At 50.0% G+C, this 6,876-nt stretch carries 5 protein-coding genes; 2 read left to right on the forward strand and 3 right to left on the reverse strand.

The window, feature by feature from the left end:
• Positions 1 to 44: 44 nt before the first annotated feature.
• Entirely contained in the window at positions 45 to 1,154 is a 1,110-nt protein-coding gene (locus CFLAV_RS27210) for a hypothetical protein (protein ID WP_007418112.1), read from the reverse strand.
• Positions 1,155 to 1,907: 753 nt separating this feature from the next.
• Here CFLAV_RS27210 and CFLAV_RS27220 point away from each other — a divergent pair.
• Positions 1,908 to 2,384 (forward strand): hypothetical protein, encoded by a 477-nt coding sequence (locus CFLAV_RS27220; protein ID WP_150107626.1) that lies wholly within the window; start codon positions 1,908 to 1,910, stop codon positions 2,382 to 2,384.
• A gap of 219 nt (positions 2,385 to 2,603) precedes the next feature.
• Here the strand turns inward: CFLAV_RS27220 and CFLAV_RS27225 are convergent, their stop codons facing one another.
• Positions 2,604 to 3,524 carry a hypothetical protein gene (locus CFLAV_RS27225; RefSeq protein WP_150107627.1) on the reverse strand — a complete coding sequence of 307 codons (921 nt, stop codon included), beginning with the start codon at positions 3,522 to 3,524 and terminating at the stop codon, positions 2,604 to 2,606.
• 360 nt (positions 3,525 to 3,884) lie between these two features.
• Between CFLAV_RS27225 and CFLAV_RS27230 the strand changes: the two genes are divergently transcribed.
• Positions 3,885 to 4,652 carry a HEAT repeat domain-containing protein gene (locus CFLAV_RS27230; protein WP_007418116.1) on the forward strand — a complete coding sequence of 256 codons (768 nt, stop codon included), beginning with the start codon at positions 3,885 to 3,887 and terminating at the stop codon, positions 4,650 to 4,652.
• 517 nt (positions 4,653 to 5,169) lie between these two features.
• On the opposite strand, the gene CFLAV_RS27235 is transcribed toward CFLAV_RS27230, so the two are convergent.
• Positions 5,170 to 5,991 (reverse strand): HEAT repeat domain-containing protein, encoded by an 822-nt coding sequence (locus tag CFLAV_RS27235; RefSeq protein ID WP_083809171.1) that lies wholly within the window; start codon positions 5,989 to 5,991, stop codon positions 5,170 to 5,172.
• Positions 5,992 to 6,876 lie beyond the last annotated feature (885 nt).

The raw sequence follows: 6,876 nt of genomic DNA on the forward strand, positions 1-6,876 counted from the left end.
TTTGTAACTTCTCACACTTCCTTGGGTTTGTTAATAAAGTTTAATTAACGATCATTCGCAGATTTTCCATTGGATGGCGAGGAGATTGTTTTCAGAAGCTGGGTAGGTGGGGAATTTGAGTCGAGCATTTGCCTCGAAAGGCGATAATCACTCACAACGGTTTTACCAGGGATATGGACATCCAGTGACCTCCCTGAAGAAAAGCGTCCGGCCTTGACGACCGAAGCCTCAATCGTTGTCTCTATTTTCGGCGTTTCACTTCCTAACCGTTTTGAGTTAAAACGGGTCAGTTTGAAATTAAGAGGCAGCGTTAAACCATCTACATTGGTCACGCCATTTACCTCGTAATGCGCTGCGATTGACTCCGGCTTAATCCAGCCTGATTTTTTGAGGTCGTCGAGATAACCATCGGGAAGAAGTTGCTTGCCGGCCCAGCCATACACTGCATCGGAAACCAGGTTGGGATATTCAGTAAGCTGCTTCCAACTGGCCCGCCTAAAACGGGTTTTTTGCGGATTTCCATCATCCCAAATCTGAAGCAACATTTTATTGGTTCCATCCATCTGTCCGTTTGGAGGCGTAAAAGCAAACCAGAGAGTGGCGACATAGGACGAATCAACTGGCGGGAACTTTCCTTTTGCCTCAACTGCAACCGCGACATTATGAATGTGGTTCGCAGCTTCCATTCCTACCGGAGCATTTGTGCTCCTACCATGGATCAGGGACGAATTCGAGCTGGAGTAAACCTCGATGCGGGAGGTATTCGTAAAGTAGACATCCTCTCTTTTCGCTTTTTTCAGTTCAGCCTGTAAACTTCCAAATGGAGATTCTGAGCTACGGTAAGCCGATTCCAACACAGTCAATTTGAAAACAGAGTCATTCGTCGTGTAAGCTGCTTCATAATACCCAATGCCACCCTGGCCCTGAATCACTGGTTCGGTGCGGATACGCCATTTATTAGCGGCAACTTCCACCTCAAACATCATTACCTTTTTGTAAGTTGTTTTGCCCAAAGTATCGAACCGAGTGTACGTGAGATAGCCCAGTGCTTCGTAACCATCCGCGGCGCAAACCGTGCCACCGCTGGCCAGCAATAGCAGAGTGAGCAAGCGGTGTATGGACGGCAACAAACGCTTGATTAGGTTTCCATTCATATCTAATTAAAGGGTGCCAAGAAGATGCACGCGACAGGGGATCAGTCAATTGATAACCGAGCTACCGCTAAAGCAATCAATATCATCAAAATAAAAACTGAACATCACCGGCACCATCGTGATTGGATGACGACGCAAGGGTGAAGCACGCAAGGCAGCGATGTCTCTATTCTTGCTAATCCCCCGCGTAATTCCGCTCGCACTCCGTCCCCCGAACTACGTAGTACCAGTTGCAAAAGTTGTGTTCATGCTGCTCCGATTAAGGCATTAGTATTTTTATCGTTGTCATGCGCGACAGAGTCAATCAACCCTGAACACGCAGAAATACGACCCTGTCCTTGGGGAGAGGATTAAGGCGATTGGGTTTCGCATGAAGGAGTAAAACCAAAGTATTGACACAAGTCGCACCCTTCGCATTCTCTGCTTCATGATACCTGCACCTCTTACAGAAGAAAAGGATGGCATTAAACGCTTGATTTTGGGTGCTGGTGTAGACATGGTTTAGAGCAAGCGCCGTGGGGAATCGTTCCAGTTTGTATTGTTCGTACATTGGAAATATCGCAGCACGCGTCGCACATTGAATTTTAGATGTCTATGCACAACACGAGTTTCATCGCAATATTTCTACCCGGTTGCAGCGCGATTTCTTGTAAGAAGGCGACGAAGTAAAAGAATAACAATGCCTTAGATAGGATGAGGATGGAAACGGCAAGGACAGGACGAAAATGGAAATTACCGTTTGTGTTGGGGTTCGTGAGCTTATTGGTAGTGCTCGGCTTCAAAGCAATTCAGGCAAGCACACGTTTGCCAAATGACCTGTCGGTGGTATTTGTGGGATTTACCAATAATCCAACGGGTACATTTAGACCTATTCGGGTCATTATCCCGCCGACGGGGGCGACCGGCCTGTGCGCTTTATTTCGAGTCGGCAACGTGGGGTCAAATCGCTTTATTGCTTTTGAAACAATCGCAGGTGAACAAAAAACTGAGCGAGGGTGGGAGCCGTTTCAAGTCAGCGGCGTTGGGGGTTCAGTTTGGACACCTGGTTACAGTTGTTTATATGCCGTGCCATGGCCGACTGGCGTGCCAACCAATGCGACTTGGCGTTTACAATTGCGTTGGAACCGGGAGGCTTCTCGGTGGGGCAAGGCCATCAACCTGAAGTTACGTCGAGAGTTGTTTCACGATAGCAAGTATTACCATGCTACGAGCTCGGAAGTCATTCCATGAAGGGGTCAGGCCAATAGGCAGACTAAAGTATTGACACAAGTCGCACCTTTCGCATTCTCCGCTTCATGATTCCTGCACCCCCTATAGTAGAAAAGGATGGCATTAAACGCTTATTTCTGGGTGCTGGCGGAGACATGTTTTGAGCAACGCCGTGAGGAATCGTTCCAGTTCTGATTCGGCGTTTCGGACATACTCAGCTTTTACTTATGACACCTTGGATCATTTGCTCTGGCCTGCATTCCCTGAAGTTTGCATTGCCTTTGAAAAGTTCCTTACCTCGTCGAGATAATTGGGTGCTTTTCCTTTTGCCTGTTCCGTCAAATGAGGATCGTCTTTCGGCGGCCAAGGTTGGTTCGTGAGCATGTAACCGACTGGAATGATGATGTCTTTTACCTTGATCCTCAAATCCGTGACACCAATGACCTCTCCGGATGCAGGGGCTTTGATGGGACTCGGATCGAGACTCACGATCTTTCCCTGCCCCAAATAACGCTCTTGAATTACTTCCGAGCTGCCTGGACTTAATCGCGTAACAAGCCAGCTTGTCGGCACCGTCATCGTTCCGATATTGGTCCAGGTTAATGCTTCCAAGCGGCCCACTTTCATTCCCAGAGGAAGCTCAAATTGCATCCCCGGAACACTCAAGACAGTGGAGCCCACCCGGCTCTCCCTGCTTTCCTTAATCACTTTGAATTCCATATTGGCTAGCGGCATTTCCTTCTCTTCAGGATGTGCGCCGAAATATTGAACGCCGCCCGGCAAGCTGACTGACCAGGGTAGAATCACGGGTTTCTTCCATCGATCGGTCCCCAAGTCTCCAGCCACAGCTCCGAGCCAGACCGTGCGCGGAAAGAAACCTGCGGCTCCAGGCTGCATTTGGTCGGAGATGGTTGCGGTTACTATCCCAGCAGGAGGTGGTGGCAAACTCACCCTGCCGAAATTCGTTAGCGCGGGCGCGTTCCGGAGCAGACAATAAAGATTCGTTCCGTCGAAGACGCACTCTTCAACTGCGCCCGGCGAAAGGTATTTCGTTGTAATCAACCATGCCTGATCATAGCGGATCAATTCGAAGGTGCCCTGGTAGTTGGTTAGGACCTTACCGTCGCGTGAGTAGTTGGTCAGGCTCAAGGTTCCTGTCATTTCGAAGCGCGGGCCTGGAACTTGAGCATCTGCTGAGGACGCTGTTAGAAAGAGGGACGTCAAACAAAAGACCAGTTTGAGAATCGATTGATGCGATCTAATCATAGGGCCTCTTCGATATGGAGTTATTGTGGCTTTGATTTCTTGGAGTATTAAATGACAGCGGTAGTTTGAACCAGTTTATTCTTCATCGTTTTAGAACACCTTCTTCGCCTCATTATGACGCTCAATGTAAAAAATCTATTCATGTGAGAGGATTGTTGGGCTGGCAATCCATTACTTAAAGGGACATGGTAATCCTGTCGACCGCACATTATTCTTTTCCTCGTCCCCATTCTCGAAGAGATTTTTAGAATCGGCATGGCGAATAAATTGAGAATCATCACACTGGCTGTGGCTTTGCTTGCGCTAGGTGGCATCACATGGGCATGGGTTCGCTCGCGTGAGCCTGTTTATCAGGGAAAGCGGCTAAGTTATTGGCTTGAGCAATATGAGAAAGGCTTTAAGCCCGGAACGCCCCCGCCGCTGGCGGAAGAGGCGATTCGTCACATTGGTACCAATGCCCTTCCGGTGCTGTTTAAAATGATCACTGCACGCGATTCTCAAGCAAAGAAGCTGGCAATGCATTGGAGCGCCCGACAAAAAGTGATTAAATTCCATTTCGAAACGGATAGCGCAATGAGGAGACAAGCATTGGTAGGGTACTCTGCGCTCGGATACACAGCCGAACCGCAGGTGCCGCAACTTTGCCTTCTATTGACGAATGACAGCCTGCCTGAGGTGCGAATGAATGCTGCAACCGTCTTGGGATTGATTGGGGGTGAAGCCAGACTGGCAGCGCCTGCGCTGCTTGTCACTGCCAAGGATACCAATTTCGAGGTCCGGAACAATTCGCTTTGGGCGCTGAGCCGCATTTATGGAAATCCCGACCTCGTCATACCCGGATTAATTGAAGCACTAGATGATCCATATGCACTTGCTCGCCAGAATGCTGCCATTGCACTGGGTCGTTACGGTCCTCTGGCGACAAATGCAGTTCCTGCGCTCTTGAGAACGACGAACATAACCCCCGCAGCATGCTCTGCACTACTCCAAATCGCTCCTGAAGTTGTAGCACAGCGGAAATGAAGATTTAGTGTTTGGTTGGGTTCTTCCTGCTGCAATTGTAGTGATAAAATCAGTAATGTCCGGCTAGGGGGAATTATCCAACAACTTTCAGGGTTGGGGAGGAAGAGGCGATGGTTGTTGAACTGTCGCCCGCTTCGGGGCTTGTTTTACTACGTTGCAGGTTCCAGGGGCTCACGCGCCCTGGCTAATAACGGTCGTCCCTTTGGGACTGGTTGGCTGGCGTGGGTTGTGGCAAATCGGTGGGCCGCGTACGCGGGTTGCATTTTGAAGGGAGAAATGAATCTCCTTACGTCGATTACTACGCGATTAGGGATGGTCGTGGGGTGGGTTGGATCGTGAGCCGCGTGCGTGGGAAAAATTTGGGAGATTGGTTGCGAGAGTGGCAGGGTGAGCAGGGCTAAATAAAAAATTGTTTCAGAATTAATTGGTGCAATCTGTTCATGCTGAATTCTTCCGATGTGAGAATTGTAGCCTTGATGCCTGAGAGGATATGATTACAAGCGTAGTGAAATGTAGTTTATTTTGGATGGTTTTTGCTTTTGACATGGCGTGGTTTCATTTTCATCCGGGCCAGGAAAGCTTCTTCGGGATCGATTTTATCCAGCGACCTGTCGGCTGCTTCCCTAGTGAATCGATCCTGAAGAGCCAGAATCAAAGCGGGAACGGCGGACTGAGCGGCGCTTCCGTAATATCCGAGACTCTGGGCAGCCAAGATACGAACTCCAACACTGTTATCTGTTAATGCTTTGATGAGCAGCGGTATGCTGGCTTCGGGTTCGGCGTGAATGAATCCAAGGGCCATGATGGCACTTGCACGGATGTGTTCGTTGGTGTGGCTGGAGTCCCGGACCAGGAGGGGAATGGCCCCACTGGCTGAAGGGCCAAGCAATGCCAGCGCGTTCAGCGTTTGCACTCTCGAGTCAATGGACAGGTCGTCCTGAAGTGACGCGATGAGGGCTGGAGCGGCACATTGAGCCTGCACGCCGAGTGTGTGAAAACCTCTTACGGCAGCCGCATGCTTAACCTGAGCACGGACCAGGTGAAGGTTTGAAAAATTATATTTTTTTGAAAGGGCAACTAATTTGATTTTGATGGGAGAGTCTTCTTCGCGAAGCATCTGGACAAGCGTGGGAATGGAATTCGTCCCTAGCGCAACGAGTGCGTTTTGTGTGTCTTCGTAAGACGGCCCCTCTGCACCCGTGCCAACGTAATAACCTTCCATCCAGTGGCTCAGTCGTTTTCCATTGTAGAGAGGATCGGAAGGTTTTAAGGCCATCCAGGCAATGGTGGCGGAGAGAATGATTAACGATAGGATGATGATGGCTCTCCGTCTCTTCACAATGGCGATTGATTTAATATGGAACCAGCACGCAAGCGAGAAGAAAACGGTTACATCTCAGGTTTTTAGTTTGCAGTTTTTCAGGAGAATGGGACGGATGGGACGGTGTGGTGAGGACGGGTGTTTACTGATCGGGTGGGCTGAGGAGTGTGGCAATAGTTGGAGGATGCGCCCATGTGTTCCGCTTCGGGTTGTGTGTAATGAGTTATTTAAAATCGCGGGCCGAAGCGGGGATTCTTTTTTGGATTCTTTTCTATAAACGTGCCGGCCCATACGGGCCTTAAGAGGAGGTGGCGAGAAAAAAACGATAATTCCACCAATAAACGTTGGTTGGTGCAGCGGATTCGATCTTTGGTCATACGCTACGGGGCGGCGTGGGTTTGATTAAAGCCGGTGGGTCGCGTCCGCGGATAGGCTCGACGGGCTGAGTTGAATCACCGACGAGCTTAGAATTCCGGCGGAGCGTCATTCCACCATTTAAACGATTGCTCGCGCGTTGTCAGGCGTCGGTGGTCGCGTACGCGATTCGGAGCGGAGGAGCGATTAAGATTCCTTGGCTAGGTCAGTGCGGCGCCCAGCGGAGTGGATCGCCCTACCCACGATGCTGACGCGGCGGATGGGAATCATTCGCCGCGTGTGCGGACTGGCGCTATGAGGGAGCGGAGTTGCTTAACGAAGTTGGAAATGGGGGTTGGACAGTGTACGTCCAACCCCCTGTTGCATTGTTGAGGCGATCATGAATCCATGACCAGAAGACAACAACCATGAATACAAATGGCAATCGAAGAGAAGGTGTGAAGGTACATTCGTTTTGGCCGAGGTTTGAGGGGATGTGGAGTTTGGAGTTGGGGATGAAGGCGAGGTTTTCGAGTGCGAAATTGGCGC

This window comes from Pedosphaera parvula Ellin514 (assembly GCF_000172555.1).
Classification (GTDB): domain Bacteria; phylum Verrucomicrobiota; class Verrucomicrobiia; order Limisphaerales; family Pedosphaeraceae; genus Pedosphaera.